Annotated in this window: 12 protein-coding genes; 3 read left to right on the forward strand and 9 right to left on the reverse strand. The window is 50.1% G+C overall.

All coding sequences use genetic code 11. From position 1 onward, the window contains the following. Window positions 1–393: 393 nt before the first annotated feature. Window positions 394–2,661, reverse strand: coding sequence for a TonB-dependent siderophore receptor (locus RFN81_RS14795; protein WP_264496552.1), 2,268 nt, complete (start codon window positions 2,659–2,661; stop codon window positions 394–396). 267 nt (window positions 2,662–2,928) lie between these two features. Between RFN81_RS14795 and RFN81_RS14800 the strand changes: the two genes are divergently transcribed. Then, the gene (locus RFN81_RS14800) at window positions 2,929–3,912 is read left to right on the forward strand and encodes a helix-turn-helix transcriptional regulator (RefSeq protein WP_264498994.1); all 984 of its coding nucleotides are present in this window, start codon (window positions 2,929–2,931) and stop codon (window positions 3,910–3,912) included. A gap of 105 nt (window positions 3,913–4,017) precedes the next feature. Then, window positions 4,018–5,349, forward strand: coding sequence for an MmgE/PrpD family protein (locus RFN81_RS14805; protein ID WP_264496553.1), 1,332 nt, complete (start codon window positions 4,018–4,020; stop codon window positions 5,347–5,349). A gap of 85 nt (window positions 5,350–5,434) precedes the next feature. Here RFN81_RS14805 and RFN81_RS14810 read toward each other — a convergent pair whose 3' ends face one another. The 8 genes from RFN81_RS14810 to pdhR form a co-directional block, all read right to left on the reverse strand. After that, a complete protein-coding gene (locus RFN81_RS14810; protein WP_264496554.1) occupies window positions 5,435–6,730 on the reverse strand; it encodes an MFS transporter in 1,296 nt (431 codons plus the stop codon). Next, complete coding sequence (locus tag RFN81_RS14815) at window positions 6,717–7,997, reverse strand: mandelate racemase/muconate lactonizing enzyme family protein (RefSeq protein WP_264496555.1); 1,281 nt, start codon at window positions 7,995–7,997, stop codon at window positions 6,717–6,719. The genes RFN81_RS14810 and RFN81_RS14815 overlap by 14 nt, the downstream gene beginning before the upstream one ends. 148 nt (window positions 7,998–8,145) lie before the next feature. Then, the gene (locus RFN81_RS14820; RefSeq protein WP_264496556.1) at window positions 8,146–9,324 is read right to left on the reverse strand and encodes a dienelactone hydrolase family protein; all 1,179 of its coding nucleotides are present in this window, start codon (window positions 9,322–9,324) and stop codon (window positions 8,146–8,148) included. 159 nt (window positions 9,325–9,483) lie between these two features. After that, window positions 9,484–11,394, reverse strand: a complete 1,911-nt coding sequence (locus tag RFN81_RS14825) for a rhamnogalacturonan lyase (protein WP_319800183.1) — start codon at window positions 11,392–11,394, stop codon at window positions 9,484–9,486. A gap of 365 nt (window positions 11,395–11,759) precedes the next feature. After that, on the reverse strand, window positions 11,760–13,184 hold the full coding sequence (lpdA, locus tag RFN81_RS14830) for a dihydrolipoyl dehydrogenase (RefSeq protein ID WP_264498996.1): 1,425 nt from the start codon (window positions 13,182–13,184) through the stop codon (window positions 11,760–11,762). 235 nt (window positions 13,185–13,419) lie between these two features. Beyond that, window positions 13,420–15,300 (reverse strand): pyruvate dehydrogenase complex dihydrolipoyllysine-residue acetyltransferase, encoded by a 1,881-nt coding sequence (gene aceF / locus RFN81_RS14835; protein ID WP_264496557.1) that lies wholly within the window; start codon window positions 15,298–15,300, stop codon window positions 13,420–13,422. A 14-nt stretch (window positions 15,301–15,314) separates the two neighbouring features. Continuing rightward, window positions 15,315–17,978 (reverse strand): pyruvate dehydrogenase (acetyl-transferring), homodimeric type, encoded by a 2,664-nt coding sequence (gene aceE, locus RFN81_RS14840; RefSeq protein WP_264496558.1) that lies wholly within the window; start codon window positions 17,976–17,978, stop codon window positions 15,315–15,317. A gap of 144 nt (window positions 17,979–18,122) precedes the next feature. Beyond that, complete coding sequence (gene pdhR / locus RFN81_RS14845) at window positions 18,123–18,887, reverse strand: pyruvate dehydrogenase complex transcriptional repressor PdhR (protein WP_264496559.1); 765 nt, start codon at window positions 18,885–18,887, stop codon at window positions 18,123–18,125. 659 nt (window positions 18,888–19,546) lie between these two features. Here pdhR and RFN81_RS14850 point away from each other — a divergent pair. After that, window positions 19,547–20,905 (forward strand): amino acid permease, encoded by a 1,359-nt coding sequence (locus tag RFN81_RS14850; protein WP_264496560.1) that lies wholly within the window; start codon window positions 19,547–19,549, stop codon window positions 20,903–20,905. The last annotated feature ends 35 nt before the right edge of the window (window positions 20,906–20,940 follow it).

A 20,940-nucleotide genomic window follows, 5' to 3' on the forward strand; every position in this document is an offset into this window, starting at 1 on the left:
GCGTGTGGATGTAAGGTAGTAGAGTGCCCGGTCCAGCCTCGCCAGCATATCAGGATTTGAATTGATTGTTAATTCGTTCACATAATAGCAACATTATTATTTAACAACATCACATGCCCAAATTTGCCATCACTGAAAAATACCGGCGCTTGCAGGATAACATGTCCCCGCTGGCGCACACTATCTATGCCTGGATATTGGGTTTACGCGCCAGGCAGCGTTGACCATGTTGTTAGCGTATGAAGACGCGTTGGACGCATGTATGTCCTACTATTGCCTCATCAATCTGGGCGAGATATCGCTACCTTAAAACGCCTGTTTTCCCCGTTCGCACTAAAAAAAACGCCACGGTGAGCTTACACCGTGGCGTTATCACCAGCATAAACGGTATCGTTAGAACGAGGTATTTACGCTAATAAAGAAAGTCCGCCCCGGTTCGTTGTAGGTCGCGGCACCCGCGCCCGCGCCATTGTTATTAAGGCTCTGCGCATTACCGGCACGGAATTGACGTTTATCGAACAGATTCTCCACACCAGCCGTAACGCTAGCGTACTTGTTAACGTCATAAGTCGTACTCAAGCCGAAAATAGCATAGGGGCTAACCTCATGTCGGTCGTAACCGCTGGTGGGCTCTCCTTTATAGTTCAGTTTTTTCGGCTGTTGCCGTCCATACCACGTCACGTCTGTCAGGAAGGAGAGATTGTCAGTTGCTTGCCAACTGACAGAGGAATTCAGTGTGAATTCCGGCGTGATCGACAGACGATCGCCTGTGGTTTTATTTTCCGAACGCAACATCCAGGTGAGATTGTTATTCCAACTAATCGTCTCTGTCACTGGGATGTTTACCGTACCTTCCAACCCTTCCACCAGCGCTTTAGGAATATTTTCCCACTGATAAATATTAGAATTGGTATAGTTTCCTGTTCCGCCAACCGCATTCCCTCTCAAGGTCATACCCGACTCAATTTTGTTGCGGTAATCGTTACGGAAATAGGTGATGCCAGCCTGATAACCGTCACGGTTAAATTCAATACCGACTTCCTTATTAATGCTGGTTTCCGCATTCAGGTCATGGGTTCCCATCAGATAGCACGAACCGCCGCCATAACAGCCGTTACCGCGGCTATATAGCAGATAGTTTGGATTCAACTGATAGAGGTTTGGCGCTTTATAAGCACGGGCAATCCCCATTTTCAACGTGAAATCGTCGCCCAGTTGTTGCGACAGGTTCAGTGACGGGCTCCAGTTATTACCAACGATGCTGTGATGATCAAAACGTAATGCGGGTGTCAGCATCGTACTGTTAGTCACTTCGATATTGTCTTCGATAAAAATAGACGCAATGCGTGCTGACATTTTATCGCCACGATTCACATCTGCGATTGAACCGATGCTGCCACCTTCCGAGGTTCCCTGCGTATTAGACGCCGGATCGCGCATCTTCTGTTCAACCCATTCGGCACCAATAGTCGCAGTCTGATTAAACAGTGCTTCAAACGGAAGATTCACCTCACTATGCGCGGTATAGGCATTGAGCGTAATCGTTTTGTAGTCATTTCCTACGGGTCTGCCAGCCGGCCCCCCCGATAACTGCTCGAAAATACGCGTATTATGTGTATTTTCATACTGAACATAGGAAAGCGTATTAATGCCGCTGTCCCAATAACCGCGATGGGTAACGGAAAAATTTTGTCGATACATGCGGTTCGTTTCCTGACCGTAGTTCGCCAGCGTATCTTCCTTGCCATTATTGTTCTCAGTGTCTCCTGCATAAATATTGCCCTGACGACTGAAACCCGCTTCAAAGTCCAGCGTCTGCTGCGGCATAAATTCCCAACGCAATAGACCGTTGATATCTTTATTACGCACACCTTCTCGCCCTGCCGGGACAGTGACCACCGCAGGATTCAGTTGATGACCGTCGTTGATATCCCAAGCATCGGCCTGCGTTTTATTAACATTACCGAACAAGCGGAAACTTAGGTTATCCGTTAACCCTCCCATCAGGTTGAAATCTGTGCGCTTAGTCGCCCCCTCAGCACGGTGCTCAGGCGCATTCATATAACTATTCCACGCGCCGTGCCACTCCTGCGTCGGCTGTTTGGTGATGATATTGACCACGCCGCCCGCGGCACCATTCCCATAACGTGCCGCCGCAGGGCCACGCAGCACTTCAATACGTTCGACCATATCGGCGGGCACCCAGTTAGTGTCGCCACGGGTATCGCGCTCGCCGCGCCAGCCATAGCGTACAGCATTGCGGCTGGAAACCGGCTTGCCATCCACCAGAATCAGCGTATTTTCCGGCCCCATACCGCGGATATCGATCTGTCGATTATTACCGCGAGAACCGCTGGTTGAGTTACCGGATAAGTTGACGCCGGGCATGGTGCGAATCAGCGCCGACAGGTCGTTAGCGGGCGGGCGTTTGCTGATATCTTCCGCAGTGATTACCGACACGCCCGGTGCCTGACGAGTTTGCTCTGCGGCTGTCACGACCATCGTATCGCCCGCCGCACTGCTGGCGGCCTGATTTTGCGCCTGAGAGGCAGGTTCTGCTGAAGGAATGGTCGAGGTCTGCGCCGCACTCAGGAACGACGTCATTCCGCAGCCAACGCCAATAAGCGTCGCCAGATAATGGCGCGATTGTGGTAGTTTCATCAAAATCATCCTGCCCTGTAGTATGTGAATGCGAGTATGTGAATGCGTCGCCTGTTTCTCCGTATTGCCGAAAACCGGTAATGCTTTTATCTTGCGATCTGGCGACGCCAACGAAAAATGCTATTGAGAAGTATTTGCATTACCATTCTGGCGCGGTCATTGTTACATTGGTCATTCAGGACGGGGTTTGCTCTAGCAGCAAAATGTTTTGCCAAAGCATCAAAATGGAAGGCGCAGGTCGCGGAGTTCAATCAGGTAGGTCATCACGTGCGCAACTTCACTCGGTCATCAAAGCCGATCTACAAAGATCATATTGTTCAGCAATCAAGTTTGGTCGCGAATAATTACCGGTTTATCGGCCCTCGGCTGATCGATAATGTACCCGTGCTATTCGGGTCGTTCAGCGTCGTGCAACTCAATCCCTATCTGATCCTGCATACAGCGGATGTGGTGAATCGCCATAATATGAAGAGCCAAAACATGCTGGATGACGGGATCAAACTTGCGATTGTGGTAAGCGGTAATGCACATATCTCTTTTGGTCATCGGGAATTGCATTTAGGTGAGGGCCAGCCAGCCTCGCTGATTGCACTGACGGAACCGACAATGTTTACCCGTATCGGCAAGCGAGATGAATATGAACGAACCATAACGCTAACGTTCGATCGAGAATGGCTGTACGGCAATATGCTGGATACGGTTAGCGACTGGCAGGCTATCTACGATTTCACACAAACGCACCTGGCAACACACCTCTGGAAGCCGTCCCAGCAGGCGCGGGCGATAGCGTTACAAACGTTGAATGCGGAGCCTTGCCAAACGCCACTGCAACGCCTCTATCTCGAAACCCAGTGCACCCACCTGATTATCGAAGCGTTTACGTCACTGATCGCGAGTGCGGCACAGGAGAAGCGTAGCGGCATGACTCTGCGTAGCTATCACCGTATTGAGCAGATTCGCGAGATGCTGGAAAGCGGCCGCGCCGATCACCTTTCGCTGTGCGAAATCGCCAAAAGCGTCAACATGAGTGAAAGCACGCTACAGCGCCACTTCCGCCAGACGTTCAAAATGAGCGTGTTTGAATATCTGCGTAACTGCCGCTTACAGCGCGCCATGCTGGCCTTGCAGAAAGATGGCATCAGTATTGCGCAGGCGGCCAGCATTGCGGGTTACAACAGCCCCGCCAATTTTGCTACGGCTCTGCGGCGCGCCTTCGGTATCACCCCGAAGCAGCTTAAAGATCGCTTCTGATTCGCCATTAATAACTAAAATGCATTCTTTATTCATTTTAGTTATTAATGGCGTGTAAGCGATGCGCAGTAAATTACTACTTTTATCTCAGCATCGATGATCGCCATGACTAATCAGACAGATATCACCGCACACCTTGCCCACCTCGTTATCCATAGCGAACCTAGCCAGGACGCCATTGAGGCCGCCAGAGAGGGCGTAACTGACTTTATCTCCACCGCGCTCCCGATCGTACAAGGCGCGATTGTCGACAGCGGTCTCGCGCCGCTAAAACAGGTGTTCAACGGGACAGATAGCCTGACGCGGAGTCTGATTCTGGGCTATGCCGGCCATGTCCTGGATTTCGATGATTATCATCCGGCATTCCGTGGCCACCCCAGCACCGTTATTCTGCCCGCGCTGTTCGCCCTTGCCGCAGAAGATTCCTCGGTGACGGAAACTGCATTTTTAGTCGCTTATGTCATCGGCGTAGAAACGGCTGGCAGAGTCGGGCTGGCGGGCGGCCCACGTCATTATAGTCTCGGTTACCACAACACAGCCACGCTCGGCGCCATTGCTGCCGCGGCGGCGGCGGCGCGTCTGGCGGGCGCGACGCTAGAACAAACGCAGACCATGCTTGGCATTGCCGCAACACAGGCCGCCGGGTTACGGGCGCAATTTGGTTCAGCAGTTAAACCACTCCATGCCGGGCTCGCCGCCAAAGCAGGGCTCACCGCCGTCAAGCTGGGGCTCGCGGGCTTCGAGGGTAATAAACAACGGGTGATTGAGGCCTTTCTTGCTGCACATGGCGATCGCAAGCAACTGCCAGAGCTGCTGGTCGCAAACTGGGGTTCACCGTGGCGCATACTGTCTCCCGGTCTGGAGTTCAAGCGCTACCCGACCTGTGGCGGAACACACAGCGCCGCCGAGGCGGCCTTTGCCCTGCGGGAACAGTGGTATCAACAGAATGGTGCCGATGCCGATTTGGCTGACGCCATCGAACAGATCACGGTGACTTTCCCGCCGGGTGGCGATGTGGCGCCGTTTATCCGCCACGCCACGAACGGCGTAGAGGCGCGGTTCAGTCTGGAATATGTGATTGCGGCGGCGTTGATGGAAGGGGAACTGAAGCTGGCACATTTCTCGGAAGCCCCGGTTGACGCTGGGATCGCCGCGCTGGCGGACCGCGTCATACGCCGCGCCGATGAAACCGCCCCACCCGATGAGCTTGACCCGGAAGCGCGTTTTCATGAAGTTACACTACACTTACGTAACGGCAGCAGGTTAACCCAGCGCATTACCCGTAAAGAAACCTCGGCGCGCCCCACCGATCTAAGGACAAAATTACAGCAGACCGTCGGGTCATTAACGCACCTCGACAGTAATCAGATCGCCGATCGTTGCGCATTACGACAGAACGGCGATTTGGATTATTTGCTAAAAATACTGTTTCCATAAGCACTATTTACATTAAATCGTCTTTTCTCACAGACGATCTCGCCGGGTACGGTTATACCGTTCCCGGCGTTTATTCATCTGCCACTTATGCTGCTTGGGATCTTAACAAATCCACTTTTCCCTTTCGAACAAATAGCACCAGTACGATAATTCCTAATACGGCTAAGAGGCTCGCCAACATAAAGGCAGACTGATATCCACCGCCATACTGAATCAGGAAGCCAGTAATACCGGGAGAAAGGATGCCTGCCAAATTTGCCAGCAAGTGGACAAAACCGCCTGCGGAACCGATACGCGTTGCAGGAACAATATCCTGCAACAATGACCAGCAGGCTTGCGGCGTCATATACGCAAAGAGGCTTGCCACAGTAATTAATCCAACGGCCATGGTTACATTAGCTGCATACGCCGTTAGCATGACACACACTGCGGCCACGGCCAGGCCGCAAAAAATCACCAGTTTTCGTGAGAACAAAAAGCTCCCCGTAATCCGGTATAACCAATCGCAAATAATTCCCCCGCCGATAAAGCCACAGGTAGCCCCTAACCAAGGTAACACGCCGATAATGCTCATACTCTTGATGTCAAGGTGTTGAAAATCGGTGAGATAACTTGGCAGCCAGGAAAGAAAGAAGAACTGGATATAGTTAAAGCAAAAAAAGGCAGCGGCGACGCCAAGGACTGGCATAGATAGCACATAATAAAAAATGCTATGCCGATGGGATGCGCCCTCTTCAACGACATTATTTGATGAGGCGGCGGGACGCTGGCTAACAATAAGCGCGGTTTCTTCTGCACTCACCCGCCGATGTAATTCGGGTTTATCACGGAAAAATAGCAACCAGAATGCGAGCCACACAAATCCCAGTAGGGCGATGACGATAAAGGAAATTCGCCAGCCAAAGCTTAACCCGACCAAACCGACGATGGGCGCGGCTAATGCAGCACCTAGCGGTTGACCCGCATTGGTTAGCCCCACGGCCCGACCGACTTCCCGTTTTGGAAACCAGTTGGAAATGGATTTATTGGTCGTGGTGCCCATTGGCCCTTCACCAATACCAAACAACACCCGAACGACCAGAAGATGAGCAAATCCGGTGACGATAGCCGTGGCTCCACAGAAAATAGACCATAAGCCGGCAGCCCAGGCAAACACTTTGCGCGGCCCGTATCGATCTGCCCCCCAACCGCCAATGAAACAAAAAAGGCAGTAACCGACGAAAAAACAACTAAACAGAATGCCCATTTGCGCATCATCAATGTGAAGATCTTGTTTGATTAATGGCGCCATTACTGATAAGGCCGCGCGATCAAGATAATTAAGCATGCCGGCAAGAAATAATAAGAGTGCGATAAGCCAGCGATAGTTATGCTTTAACATGAGCAACCTCCTCGCTAAGCCTTAACGTCGCGCGTGCAATACAATATTTATTTATCAATGCGCTATCCGGTTCAAACCCCAGACCGGGTAAATCCGGTAATTGCATATAAGGGGAAAATGCTAATTGCGGATAGAGATTATCGGCCCATTGGATATAAGGCACTTCCAGCGAAATATTCTCAGGTAAGGTCGCAACCAAATGTGCCGTCGCCATCAACCCTGCACCATAATAAAAACAATGGGGCACAACTTTTATTTTATAATCATCTGCTAATTTAATAATCTGAAGTGCAGCGCTAATTCCACCAACTTTCGCCACACTAGGCTGTGCGACAGAGATTGCATCAGCAATAAAATGTTGAACAAACCCTTGCACCCCATTGGCATTTTCACCGGCCGCAATCGGAACCCCGACCGCTTTTACCTGAGCCAATCCCGTAATATTATCCGGCGGATAGACGGGTTCCTCCAGCCAGGTTAATGATAACTCACGTAATGCTTGCGCATTCTCTACAGCCTCCCCAACATTCCAGGGGCAGTTCACATCTACCATCAACTCGATATCTTGTGGCAATGCGTCCCGTACCGCTGCGATAGTTTCATAAACAGTTTCATGCAATTTTATAGCTTTAAACCCCGCCTGGCTGGCACGTAATGCATTCGTCACCGCCAACGTAGGCTCACTATAACTCACCAAACTGGCATATACGCCGATTTGGCTACGGTTAGAACCGAGAAATCGATAAAGCGGCATATTATGTCGCTTAGCCACGATATCCCATAATGCAATATCGATGGCTGATAGCGCATAAACAATGGGTCCCGAACGGCCGAAAGCATGTAGCGCTTTATCGGCTTCCGTTATTAATGCCTGAATATCATTAGGAGAATCGCCTATCTCTTTTCCTAAAAAGAAATTTCCGACAATACCTTGTAACGCGCTAAAGGTTACTGGATTACAGAGGTGCCCAAACCCTTCCCCCCATCCATGAATCCCATCGTCAGTGGTGATCCGTACCAATAATGTTTCCATTCTTTTTAGCGCTGGCGAAGCTGCATTATAAACATCATTACCAATATTATTTCCCTCGTGCCTTCCCGAACTAAAAGGAATAGCGAGACGAATGACTTCTATTGTAGAAATTATCATTTTTCTTCTCTCAAGAATCACTTCATGAACATATAAAATGGATTTATTTAATTGTTCATAATGTGAATTTATTTGTAGGTACTTGAGTAGTATATGGAGAGGAAAAATAGGAGACATTGTTAAAAGGCATAGCTTTGTCTAAATTAAAAATCTATTTTTTAGGCATATGAATAGGCGCATGTGAATTCAATCACAATAAAATAGTTGAGAAGGGATATTTTTCTCGACGCCAACCCAACTATTTAGAGTAGTTTTATACAGGCTCTTATAGTCCTAACCAGCGATCAAGAAAACGAAATACCTCTTCCTGCTGTTCCTGATAGAAAACGTGCCCCAGTTCAGGCCAAATCTTGGTTTGTAACTTGCTTTCCGCTTGTTGGGATCGCCATACCTGGTGCATTTTGGCATAAGCATCTTCAACCGATTTCGTCGGGAACAGTTTGTCCTTGCCACCGTTAAAGATTAGCATCGGTTTTGGTGCTGCAATGCTCGCGACATCGGGGAAATCGAGAAGTGCCGGTAAGCCAGGATGCAACATATAGTATGCTGACTGCCCCCTTAGCACATTGTTGCCCGGCGTCATCAGGCCGTCATACGTTCCCATCCAGGATATTGCCGCCGTTGCCGCCACGTTGTCAGACAGTGCCGCAAGCTGCCAGGCCCGGTAGGCTCCCATTGAAAACCCCACAACACCAATACGCCGTTTATCAACGGATTTAAGGGATGCCAGAAAGTCCGTTGCCCGCACGTCTTCGTAGGCCATCAACCCCGCAAGCGAGCGGCCAAGATTAAAGAAATTACTCGCCAGCGCCTGCTGTTGCTCATATTTGATTGGCCCACGCGATCCCCAACCTAGCGCATCCACCGCAAGCACCACATAGCCTCGCTTCGCGAGTTCATCCCCTACAAAGCGGCCAGTGAAGAATTTGTCCGCCCATGCCTGCGCGGAGGCAAGCCGATCATCATCGCCCCACGGCATAATCATCTTTTCTTTGCCGATATCAAACTTCGCGCCATGATCGTGCAGCAGGATGACTGCGGGATGCGGCCCCGCCTTTTTGGGAGTCAGAAGCAATGCGTCAACCCGGCTTTCATCCGTCAGATTGAAGGCAACCTTTTCTGCCGTGTAACTACCGCGATCCTGCTGGTCAATAACGTGCGGTGCAAAGGCGCGGCTCGAATCTGGCGTCAATAGTCGCGCGCGCAACGTTTTCCTCGCCTGAGCTTGCCATTGGCTAAAATCCGTAAAATTCCCCGACAACCAGGAGTTTGGATAGGTCATCTGCTGTTTAAGCTGTAGATAAAACGAAGGCAACCCGTCATCAGTAACTGATTGATTCTCTTCTGATTTAATGAGGGTTTTCATATCATTAGCCATCAGTGAAGGACTGGTCAGTAAAGCTAGCAGTAGCCAGAAAGAAGAACGTAACATAGTAGGATTCATCACAATCTCAAAAGTAAAACATCGTTTCTTTTTGCAATTGATTGTAATTGAGATGGGTAAAAATAAACGGATAGAGTGCGTATTCTGCGAAGCGGCTCTAAAAAATGGTTCCTTGAGGAAAGTCGGCACGATAATTATCGTGCCGATGGCTAATGCTACTTATTTCGTTGCGGTATGTACGCGCGCCCATTTCACCGGAAACGCCATTCCTTCACCAAGATAGAAACTGGTATGAGGAGGTTGGTTATAACCCGCGTTCTGTGCCGCAACCTGGGTACGATAGGCAGGATCGTGCATCAGTGTGGGTATCCGGTATGCGGTTTCTGTTGTCGTGCTGAAAATTTGCAGCTCGCTACTGTCAGATTTGGGAATGATAAATTCTTCACGCCAGTCGCCAAAAAGGTCAGCACTGAGCACAGGCGTCGCTTTTGTGCCATTGATAGACATTCCCGAGTTAAAGCTATATGCAGTGAACACCCGCTGAGTGATTTCTTGGGCAGGATTCCATTTATCAATGGTCGCGCGATCCCATGTCTCACGCAGGAGGTCACCATCCCACCAGATACCAAAATTGATTTTCGATGGTTTCTTGTCGGAAATCTTTTCGCCTTTCGCGCTGAACAATCCGCCCTGCGAAGACCAACATTCGGCGCCTAAATAGGCCGGATCGACATCCATACAGATGCCTCGCCCATTATCACTCCCCGAACCGTTGCTGTATCCCCAGAGGATCCTGCCCGTGGCGGCGTCGTGCATCTCCATTGCATTATTACCATAAAGGTTGGCGGATTCATGCACCATGAATACCTGCTTACCGGAAAGCGTTGGATCAAGAACACCGAAATGCAACGCATCTCCATGGCCTAATCCTGTCGAATTCAATAATTTGCCGTTACTGCCGATTGTTGCGGCCCCAAAGATGATGTCGTCTTTACCATCGCCATCCGCATCACCGGTTCGAAGATGATGTGCGCCTTGGCCATACGCGGTATTCAGCATATCGCCACTGGTGCCACTGTCATACGTCCAGCGTTTTGTCAGCTTGCCGTTGCGCCAATCCCACGCGACCACGACAGCACGCTCATAATAGCCACGCGAGAAGATGGCGCTAGGCCGTTCACCATCAAGATAAGCTACCCCAGCCAGGAAACGGTCGACACGGTTACCGTAACAATCCCCCCACTCGCATACATCGCCCCGCTCTGGCACATAGTCCGCCGTTGCCATCGCTTTACCGGTTTGACCATTAAATACCGTAATGTATTCAGGGCCGCTAAGAATGCGCCCATCGGTGTTGCGATAATCGGCTTGGCTATTGCCGATAACTTTGCCAGTACCATCTACGGTACCGTCAGCCGTTCTCATCATCAACTCTGCTTTGCCGTCACCGTCCAGATCATACACAACGAAACCGTTGTAATGCGCCCCGGAACGAATGTTCTTACCTAAATTAATCCGCCACAATCGCGTTCCATTCTGCTTATAAGCATCAATATACACATTGCCGGTATACCCAGATTGCGCATTGTCTTTGGCATTGCTCGGCGCCCATTTGATGATATATTCATATTCGCGATCGCCATCTAAATCACCTACCGAGCCATCGCTCACGCTATAGGAATAGGTTTCACCATTTGGCGTCACACCGTTAGCGGGCTTTTTTAAAGGGATGGACTGATAACGTTGACCGCTCAGTACCGATTTAGCCACATCCTCTTTTCCTTCAACGCCTTTAATGACCGGGCGTACTGCATAAACCGAGTCAGCTTTACCGTCGGGATCGATAAAATTAGTCGTTGTTCTCAGAGGTGAAGTATTAATTCGCTGGCCATCTCGATAGAGGTTAAACGCAATGTTCTCAGGGTCGGTAGCAAAGAGTCGCCAACTCAAAAAAACATGATCCGATGATTTAAATGCAAATAGCCCGCGATCCAGCGATTCAATTTGCTTACTTTTTTCTGCCGCATGGGCCGGTGTCATCAGCCCACTCAGCCCCCCAACCATCAGTGGTGTAAACAAAGCGAGAGCAATAGCGCTTGCTCGTGGAGTTCTGCATAAATAACGTTTCATTTTCTCTCCTTGAGAAGGTGAAATATCCTTAAAAATAAAAACCACGTATATGTCTATCTGTATCAAATCACTACAGCATAGCGGTTATTTATTAAAATAAATGTCACTCATTAAAACAAGTATTATTTGTGGAAAGCGGTCATCTATAAAATCATGGACAATAAATAATTAGCTTTATATATATTATTGATAATAATATTTAGCGGGATATATCCTAGAAATAAGGAGAAACTTTTATCAGATATCCCTATTGGGATATCTGATAAAAATAAAAAACCCCATGCCAAAGCATGAGGTTTTCTTATAATCCGCACATGGCTTCTTTGCCTGTGCGGGGGAGTATTCACACGACTCGAAGCTAAAAATTACTTCTTCTTTGCTTTCGGGTTCGGCAGGTCGGTGATGCTGCCTTCAAAGATTTCGGCGGCCAGACCAACAGATTCATGCAGCGTCGGGTGAGCATGGATAGTAAGTGCGATATCTTCCGCGTCACAACCCATTTCGATCGCCAGACCGATTTCACCTAACAGTTCGCCACCATTAGTACCGACAATCGCCCCACCAATAACACGATGCGTTTCTTTGTCGAAAATCAGTTTGGTCATACCGTCCGAGCAGTCGGAGGCGATAGCGCGACCCGATGCGGCCCACGGGAAAGTTGCGGTTTCGTAGCTGATACCTTTCTCTTTGGCTTCTTTCTCTGTCAGCCCTACCCACGCCACTTCTGGCTCGGTATAAGCGATAGAAGGGATAACTTTCGGATCGAAGTAGTGTTTCTTACCGGCGATAACTTCGGCAGCAACGTGACCTTCATGCACCCCTTTGTGCGCCAGCATAGGTTGGCCGACGATATCACCGATAGCGTAGATATGCGGCACATTGGTACGCATTTGCTTATCAACATGGATAAAGCCGCGATCGTCAACTTCAACACCCGCTTTACCCGCATCCAAACTTTTGCCATTAGGCACGCGACCGATCGCCACCAGAACCGCATCATAGCGCTGTGGTTCAGTTGGCGCGTTTTTGCCTTCCATGGTCACATAGATGCCGTCTTCTTTGGCTTCTACCGCCGTTACCTTAGTTTCCAGCATCAGGTTAAACTGCTTGCTGATACGTTTGGTGAAGACCTTAACGATATCTTTGTCAGCCGCCGGAATCACCTGATCGAACATTTCGACAACATCGATCTGTGACCCCAAAGCGTGGTAAACGGTACCCATTTCCAGGCCGATAATCCCTCCGCCCATGACCAGCAGACGCCCAGGGACGTTTTTTAATTCCAGCGCATCGGTAGAATCCCAAACGCGCGGGTCATCATGAGGAATGAAAGGCAATTGGATCGGGCGGGAACCCGCGGCGATAATCGCGTTGTCGAAGTTAACGATCGTCTTGCCATTTTCACCGTCAACTTCCAGCGTATTGGCACCGGTGAATTTACCCAAACCGTTCACAACTTTGACTTTCCGACCTTTTGCCATCCCCGCCAGACCACCGGTCAATTGGGTAATGACTTTTTCTTTCCACAAGCGGATCTTATCAATGTCGGTTTTTGGCTCGCCAAACACGATACCGTGCTGCGCCAGCGCTTTGGCTTCTTCAATAACTTTAGCAACATGTAACAGCGCTTTGGAAGGAATACAGCCAACGTTCAGACACACCCCACCCAGCGTGGAGTAACGCTCTACCAGTACAGTTTCCAGGCCTAAGTCCGCGCAACGGAATGCGGCGGAATAACCTGCGGGGCCGGCGCCAAGCACCACTACCTGAGCTTTAATTTCAGTACTCATCATGACCTCTTAATTAATTTCCGGCGGGTCTGTGACGTTACACCCGTCATCATGCCGATTGGGGCGCATTTTTAATAACGTCCTCTTCCACCGGGACGCGTCTTTGCCACCGTAGTCTACAAAATCGTTAACAATTTTGAAACAATAAGCGACTGACGATTTGTCTTTAATCACCGATTGCCTTAGCAAACAACAGATTATCAGAAAAAAACCGGCCGTCAGGCCGGCTTTTCAATTACATCACCAGACGGCGGATGTCAGACAACATGTTGTTAATGATGGTAATGAAGCGTGCACCATCAGCACCGTCAATGACTCGGTGGTCGAAGGACAATGAGATCGGCATCATCAGACGCGGAACAAACTCTTTACCATTCCAGACGGGTTCCATCGCAGACTTGGACACGCCCAGGATGGCCACTTCCGGTGCATTGACGATCGGCGCGAAATGCGTGGTGCCGAGGCCGCCAATACTGGAGATAGTGAAGCATCCGCCCTGCATTTCACCCGCGGTCAGTTTACCGTCTCGGGCTTTCTTGGAGATCGCCGTCAGTTCACGAGACAGCTCGATAATACCTTTCTTGTTCACATCTTTGAACACAGGAACGACCAGGCCGTTCGGCGTATCAACCGCCACGCCGATATTGATATATTTCTTCAATGTCAGGCGCTGACCGTCTTCGGACAGTGAACTGTTGAAGCGCGGCATTTGTTCAAGAGCAGCAGCAACGGCTTTCATAATGAAAACGACCGGGGTGAATTTCACGTCCAGTTTGCGTTTTTCCGCTTCGGCATTCTGTTGTTTGCGGAATGCTTCCAGTTCAGTGATGTCAGTTTTGTCGAAATGCGTAACGTGTGGAATGACTACCCAGTTACGGCTCAGGTTGGCACCAGAGATTTTCTGGATGCGGCCTAGTTCAACTTCTTCTACTTCACCAAACTTGCTGAAATCAACTTTCGGCCACGGCAACATGCCAGGCAACCCACCACCGGCGGCAGCCGGCGCAGATTCGGCGCGTTTCACCGCTTCTTTCACATAGGCCTGAACGTCTTCACGCAGGATACGACCTTTACGACCAGAACCCTTCACTTTTGCCAGATTCACGCCGAATTCGCGTGCCAGACGGCGAATCAGCGGGGTAGCGTGAACATACGCGTCATTTTCAGCGAATTCGCTCTTGCCTTCCGCTTTCGCCGCGGGTGCTGGCGCAGCAGATTTTGCAGCCGGTGCCGGTGCGGCAGCCGCTTCCTGCTTCGCAGCCGGGGCCGCAGCAGGCGCAGCGCCTTCCACTTCGAAGACCATGATCGGTGAGCCGGTTTTTACTTTGTCGCCGGTGCTGATTTTAATTTCTTTAACCGTACCCGCGAACGGCGCCGGAACTTCCATTGACGCTTTGTCACCTTCGACGGTAATCAGCGACTGTTCTGCCGCGATTTTATCGCCGACTTTCACCATCACTTCCGTCACTTCAACTTCGTCGCCGCCGATATCCGGTACGTTAACCTCTTTCACAGCCGATGCCGTTGGCGCAGCAGCCGTTGGAGCTGCGGCTTGTGCCGGAGCGGCAGCGGGTGCAGCACCCGCCACTTCGAATACCATAATCAGAGAACCGGTAGAGACTTTATCGCCGGTACTGATTTTGATCTCTTTAACCGTCCCCGCGAATGGCGCAGGGACTTCCATTGAAGCCTTGTCGCCTTCCACGGTGATCAAAGATTGCTCAGCGGCAACGGTATCACCGACCTTAACCAGGACTTCGGTCACTTCAACTTCATCACCGCCAATATCGGGCACATTGACTTCTTTCGTCGCAGAGGCCGTTGGGGCCGCAGCCGGGGCCGCGTCTTTCTTCTCTTCTGCCTTGGCAGGTGCAGCGGCACCTTCGGCGGAATCGAAAATCATGATCAGTTTGCCCGTTTCGACTTTATCGCCAACAGAGACTTTAATCTCTTTCACGATACCGGCCTGCGGCGAAGGGACTTCCATGGAAGCTTTATCCCCTTCCACCGTGATCAGCGACTGTTCTGCTTCCACTTTGTCGCCAACCTTCACCAGCACTTCGGTGACTTCAACTTCATCTGCACCGATGTCCGGTACGTTGATTTCGATAGCCATGTAATCTTTACCTCTTATGCCAGACGCGGGTTAACTTTATCTGCATCGATGTTGAATTTCGTGATGGCATCAGCAACCACTTTCTTATCGATTTCACCGCGTTTAGCCAGTTCACCCAGAGCCGCAACCACAACGTAAGACGCATCCACTTCAAAATGATGACGCAGGTTCTCACGGCTGTCAGAACGACCAAAACCATCAGTCCCCAGTACGCGGTAATCGCTAGCCGGGATGAAGCTACGGATTTGCTCAGCAAACAGCTTCATGTAATCAGTCGATGCAACCGCTGGCGCATCGCTCAACACCTGTGCCACGTAAGGAACGCGCGGCGTTTCTGTCGGATGCAGCATGTTCCAACGTTCACAATCCTGGCCTTCGCGCGCCAGTTCGGTGAAGGAGGTTACGCTGAATACGTCAGAACCGATGCCGTAGTCTTTCGCCAGAATCTGAGCGGCTTCACGCACGTGACGCAGGATAGAACCTGAACCCAGCAGTTGCACTTTACCTTTGCTACCCTCAACCGTTTCTAGCTTGTAGATACCCTTGCGGATACCCTCTTCCGCACCCTGCAGCATCGCAGGCATGTGGTAGTTTTCGTTCAGCGTGGTGATGTAGTAGTAAACGTTTTCTTGTGCTTCACCGTACATACGGTGCAAGCCATCATGCATGATTACCGCTACTTCATAGGCAAATGCAGGATCGTAAGAAATGCAGTTCGGGATAGTCAGCGACTGGATGTGGCTGTGACCATCTTCGTGTTGTAGGCCTTCACCGTTCAGTGTCGTACGGCCTGAAGTACCGCCGATCAGGAAACCGCGCGCCTGCTGATCACCCGCTGCCCAGCACAGATCGCCGATACGTTGGAAACCGAACATTGAATAGTAGATGTAGAACGGAATCATCGGCAGGTTGTTAGTGCTGTAAGACGTTGCCGCTGCCAGCCAGGATGAACCCGCGCCCAGTTCGTTGATGCCTTCCTGCAAAATCTGACCTTTCTGGTCTTCTTTGTAGTAGGCGACTTGCTCACGGTCCTGCGGGGTGTACTGCTGGCCGTTCGGGCTATAAATACCAATCTGGCGGAACAAGCCTTCCATACCGAAAGTACGGGCTTCATCGGCAATGATCGGAACCAAACGATCTTTGATCGAAGCATTCTTCAGCATCACGTTCAGTGCACGCACAAAGGCAATGGTGGTGGAAATTTCTTTGGTTTGCTCTTCCAGCAATGATTTGAAGTCTTCCAGCGTCGGCAGTTCCAACTTCTCGTCAAAACGCTGCTGGCGAGACGGTAGATAACCGCCCAGGGCCTGGCGACGTTCGTGCAGGTATTTGTACTCTTCAGAATCTTTATCGAAAGTGATATACGGCAATTTTTCGATATTTTCATCGCTAACCGGCACGTTGAAACGATCACGGAAGTAACGCACGCCGTCCATGTTAACTTTCTTAACCTGGTGAGCGATGTTCTTGCCTTCCGCCGCGTCGCCCATACCATAACCTTTGATGGTATGCGCCAGAATAACGGTAGGTTTACCTTTGGTATCCTGTGCTCTTTTTAGTGCAGCGTAGATTTTTTTCGGGTCGTGACCACCGCGGTTGAGCGCCCAAATTTGGTCGTCAGTCCAGTCCTTAACCAGCGCGGCCGTTTCTGGATATTTCCCAAAGAAGTGTTCACGCACGTAGGCGCCGTTTTTGGATTTGAACGTCTGATAGTCGCCATCCACGGTTTCGTTCATCAGTTGGATCAGTTTACCGCTGGTGTCTTTGCGCAGCAGTTCATCCCAACGATCGCCCCACATGACCTTGATAACATCCCAGCCAGCGCCGCTGAAGATACCTTCCAGCTCGTTGACGATCTTACCGTTACCAGTAACTGGGCCATCCAAACGTTGCAAGTTACAGTTGATCACAAACACCAGGTTATCCAGTTTCTCACGCGTGGCGATAGTGATTGCGCCTTTGGATTCCGGTTCATCCATTTCACCGTCGCCCAAGAAAGCATAAACGGTTTGCTTGGAGGTGTCTTTCAGACCCCGATTTTCCAAATACTTCAGAAATTTCGCCTGATAAATCGCGCCAACTGGCCCCAGCCCCATGGAGACTGTCGGGAACTGCCAGAACGTCGGCATCAATTTCGGGTGTGGGTAAGAAGAAAGCCCGTTGCCATGAACTTCCTGGCGGAAGTTGTTCATTTGCTCTTCTGTCAGACGTCCTTCAAGGAAAGCGCGGGCATAAATACCGGGAGAAATGTGGCCCTGGAAATAAACCAGATCGCCGCCGTCTTGCTCGTTGCGGGCACGGAAGAAGTGGTTAAAGCACACTTCATAGATGGTCGCTGAAGACTGGTAAGATGCCATGTGGCCACCCAATTCCAGATCTTTTTTAGACGCGCGCAATACTGTCATGATCGCGTTCCAGCGAATTGCTGAGCGAATACGACGTTCCAGATCCAGATTACCAGGATACTCCGGCTCGTCTTCCACTGCGATGGTGTTGATGTATTGGCTTGCCGTCGTACCAGCGGCAACACTAAGACCGCCTTTACGTGCTTCACCCAATACCTGATCAATCAGGAACTGGGCGCGTTCAACACCCTCTTCACGGATGACCGATTCGATCGCCTGCAGCCAGTCGCGGGTTTCGATCGGATCCACGTCATTATTTAAACGATCTGACATGGTTATTCCTTATCTTCTCTAATAAGTTAGTTTGTTGGAGCCTGTCTTCCTGCATTCTGACCTAGCGTTAACCCTAGAAAAAAATGCACGAAGACAGGCTCATCGTCGTGACTACCGCATTGAGAACGCCTCAAAAACGGGCGTTCAATCCCTGCGTTGCTGGAGCCGACGCAACGATCTCTCGCGCCGACTATGTTCCCGGTTAAGATCCAGCAATACTTCCTCAATAAACGCCAGATGGCGATGTGATGCTTCGCGCGCCTTCTCCGGCTCACGAGCAACAATCGCCTCAAAGATGCTGGCGCGATGAATGCTCACCTGAGCCAATACTTCACGACTCAAATAGAGCAATTCGAAATTTTGCCTTACGTTTTGTTCGAGCATCGGCCCCATACAGCGCACCAAATGCAACAAAACCACATTATGCGTGGCTTCTGTTACGGCAACTTGATATTGCATGACGGCTTCCGACTCGGCGTCTAAATCGCCTGCGTCTCTTGCCTTCTCGATTTCGGCATGACACTGCCGTATGTGTTGCAGATCTGACGCCGTGCCGCGCAAGGCCGCGTAATAGGCGGCAATGCCTTCTAACGCATGTCGCGTTTCCAGAAGATCGAACTGTGATTCAGGATGAGTGCTCAGTAGCTCCGTCAGCGGATCGCTGACGCTCTGCCATAGATTGGCCTGAACAAAAGTACCACCACCCTGGCGCCGCAAAAGAAGGCCTTTAGCTTCCAGGCGTTGAATGGCTTCTCTCAGAGAAGGGCGGGAAACATCAAACTGCTTTGCCAGTTCGCGCTCCGGCGGGAGCTTCTCGCCAGGGCGTAAGCTTCCCTCAAGGATCAGAAACTCCAGCTGCTGTTCAATCACATCTGACAGTTTGGGCTGACGAATCTTGCTGTATGCCATAGTGAATTCTTCTCTGCGAATGGCGCGGAGTCAATTGGTAATACCAATTTCAAAAACGTGACGTTAAAGTAACAAAGTATTCACCTTCTGTCCATAAGGACCTTGAGCTAAATCATCAATCCCCCCAGATTTTAACATATGCACGAGAACCTTTTGGCAATGTGTTAGCCCGGCAGTGGTAAGACCATTAATCCCTTGCCTGTATATTTTAACTTTTATGAAACGTAAAACAGTCATTGCTGAACCGTTTAAACGCGCGAAAAATGAATAAAAAATCAAATTTAATGATTTTTTATTCCACAAGAGCTACGTTACTCTTGTGATTCATCACCAGGGTCAACAAACGATTGATATCCGAGGGGGTAGTGTAAGCACCATGAAGTAATCCCAAAGAGTGGCACTTTTCTCTTTGCAATTTCTCAAACACGGAGACGCAATCCCAAAAGATAAAAATGAATAGGAGAGATAGCTTTTAATTATCGGCCTATAAGAAATCAGTGCAATCTCGCGCACTTATCACTATTCTCTGGCAAACGGTAGAGCGATTTTTATGTTTAGCAATAGCCTACCGTAAAATTAAAATGACACAAACGTACCGTAACCAATACGGTTGTGTATTCATATTGTGTTTTGCTTGCACTGGCAGAGGATTAACGTTGATGGATAATCAACATACAGACGGCACGCTTAAGCGTGGTTTGAAAAACCGACACATTCAGTTGATTGCCCTGGGTGGCGCGGTAGGTACCGGCCTCTTTCTGGGTATCGCGCAAACCATCAAAATGGCCGGGCCATCGGTTCTACTAGGCTATGCAATTGGCGGCCTGATTGCGTTTCTCATTATGCGCCAGTTAGGCGAGATGGTTGTTGAAGAACCGGTGGCAGGGTCATTTAGCCATTTTGCGTATAAATATTGGGGCGATTTTGCGGGTTTCGCCTCGGGATGGAATTATTGGGTATTGTACGTGCTAGTCGCCATGGCCGAGCTCAGTGCCGTAGGCATTTACGTCCAATATTGGTGGCCAGACATTCCAACCTGGGTATCTGCCGCCGTTTTCTTCCTGCTGATCAACGCGATTAATCTGGCAAACGTCAAAGTCTATGGCGAGATGGAATTCTGGTTTGCCATCATCAAAGTCTCTGCGATTATTGGCATGATTGTTTTCGGGGCCTGGCTACTGTTAAGTGGTACAGGCGGGCCGGAAGCGACCGTGACAAACCTGTGGGCACAGGGCGGGTTCTTCCCCAACGGTGTGCTTGGCCTGGTTATGGCGATGGCGGTTATCATGTTTTCATTTGGCGGTTTAGAACTGGTAGGGATTACGGCAGCGGAAGCGGATAACCCAGACAAGAGTATCCCACGCGCAACTAATCAAGTGATTTACCGTATTCTGATTTTCTACATCGGCTCACTCGCCATTCTGCTGTCACTGTATCCGTGGGGTAAGGTTGTGGAGGGGGGTAGCCCTTTTGTCCTGATTTTCCATGAGCTTAACAGCAACGCCGTGGCTACCGTATTGAATATCGTGGTGCTTACCGCAGCGCTATCCGTTTACAATAGCTGCGTTTATTGCAATAGCCGCATGTTATTCGGTCTGGCAAAGCAGGGAAATGGCCCAAAAGTTCTGGCATCTGTCGATCGTCGTGGCGTACCGATCGTCGCTATCGGTATCTCCGCATTGGCAACGGCGCTTTGCGTACTGCTTAACTACCTGATTCCGGGTAAAGCTTTTGAACTGCTGATGGCGCTCGTTGTATCCGCCTTAGTCATTAATTGGGCGATGATTAGCCTGGCACACCTGAAGTTCAGGGCACAAAAAGACAGGGAAGGCACGGTAACTAAATTCAAAGCGCTGTTATACCCGCTAGGTAACTACCTCTGCCTACTCTTCCTGATCGGTATACTAGTCATTATGTTCCTGACGCCTGCCATAAGGATCTCTGTCACGTTAATTCCGGTCTGGCTGGTTATTCTGGGCGTAGGCTATTTCTTCAAAAAGAAACAGCAAGCGAAATAACCCTCAATACTCGCTACTCTTTTCTTGCTGTTTCC

Origin of the sequence: Pectobacterium cacticida, assembly GCF_036885195.1 — a bacterium.
GTDB lineage: Bacteria > Pseudomonadota > Gammaproteobacteria > Enterobacterales > Enterobacteriaceae > Pectobacterium > Pectobacterium cacticida.